We start from the raw sequence: 827 nt of genomic DNA on the forward strand, positions 1-827 counted from the left end.
TGTTCAATTAAAGCCTGATCGTCATGGCAACAACTGACGTCGATGCCATGCCGTTGTCGAGATCGTTGTCCTGTGTTTACAGGCTTGAATGCGTACCATCGCAGAGCGGCGCGTTGCTCGTGTGCTTGCACCCGCAAAAGAACACTTTGCCGGTCTTTTCGGCCGTGTATTTCACTGGGGAAATCCCTGATCCCTTATGGCTGCCGTCGCAGAAAGGCTGATTGCTGCTATTGCCGCAGGCGCACCACATGTAGGTCTTTCCCTCTTCGACTTCCGTCGGGAATGGGGCTTTTTGCGCGATGGTTGGCTCGGTCATTGGCTACTCCATGCATTTTCACTTGCCTGGAGATAGCATCTCCGCTGCGTGCGGCAAAGACGATGGTCCGGCCAGGCTGAATTATCACCGCTCACCCCATGTAACTCGACCGCATCGTCCGACGCCGCGGCGACGGGCGGGGCGGGGATTTCAGGGCCGCATCGCCATCCGATTCCTCCAGTTGCACAGCCAGTGACCGTTCCAGTTCCTGCCAGCGCGCCTCGGACCAGCGGTCGGCCCCGGCGATCCACGCCGCCGCCCGGGCATAGACCCGGCAGTCCAGCGCCTCGTTGCGCTCGCGCAGCTTCTGCCATTCGAGCTTCGTAAATCCGCGCTTGCCCTTCACTGTCACCAGCTGCTCGGCCGTCAGCTGCTTGAGCCATTCGCCGTCGGCCCATGTCGGCAGATGCACGGTTCCAGCAGGAAACGCGGCGCCGGCCGTGATCTCTTCGGGTGTCGGTCGCTCCTGCCGCAGGAAGCGGTAGGTCTCGGCCTTGAAGGTCGAGGTCGC

2 protein-coding genes are annotated in these 827 nt (G+C 61.3%); both read right to left on the minus strand.

The window, feature by feature from the left end:
- Positions 1-76 precede the first annotated feature (76 nt).
- Positions 77-316, minus strand: a complete 240-nt coding sequence (locus V8324_RS22115; RefSeq protein ID WP_336422025.1) for a CDGSH iron-sulfur domain-containing protein — start codon at positions 314-316, stop codon at positions 77-79.
- A 91-nt stretch (positions 317-407) separates the two neighbouring features.
- Positions 408-827: terminase gpA endonuclease subunit (locus V8324_RS22120; protein ID WP_336422026.1), on the minus strand; the 420-nt coding region annotated here is incomplete at its 5' end.

This window comes from Roseovarius sp. D22-M7, assembly GCF_037083785.1.
Classification (GTDB): Bacteria; Pseudomonadota; Alphaproteobacteria; order Rhodobacterales; family Rhodobacteraceae; genus Roseovarius.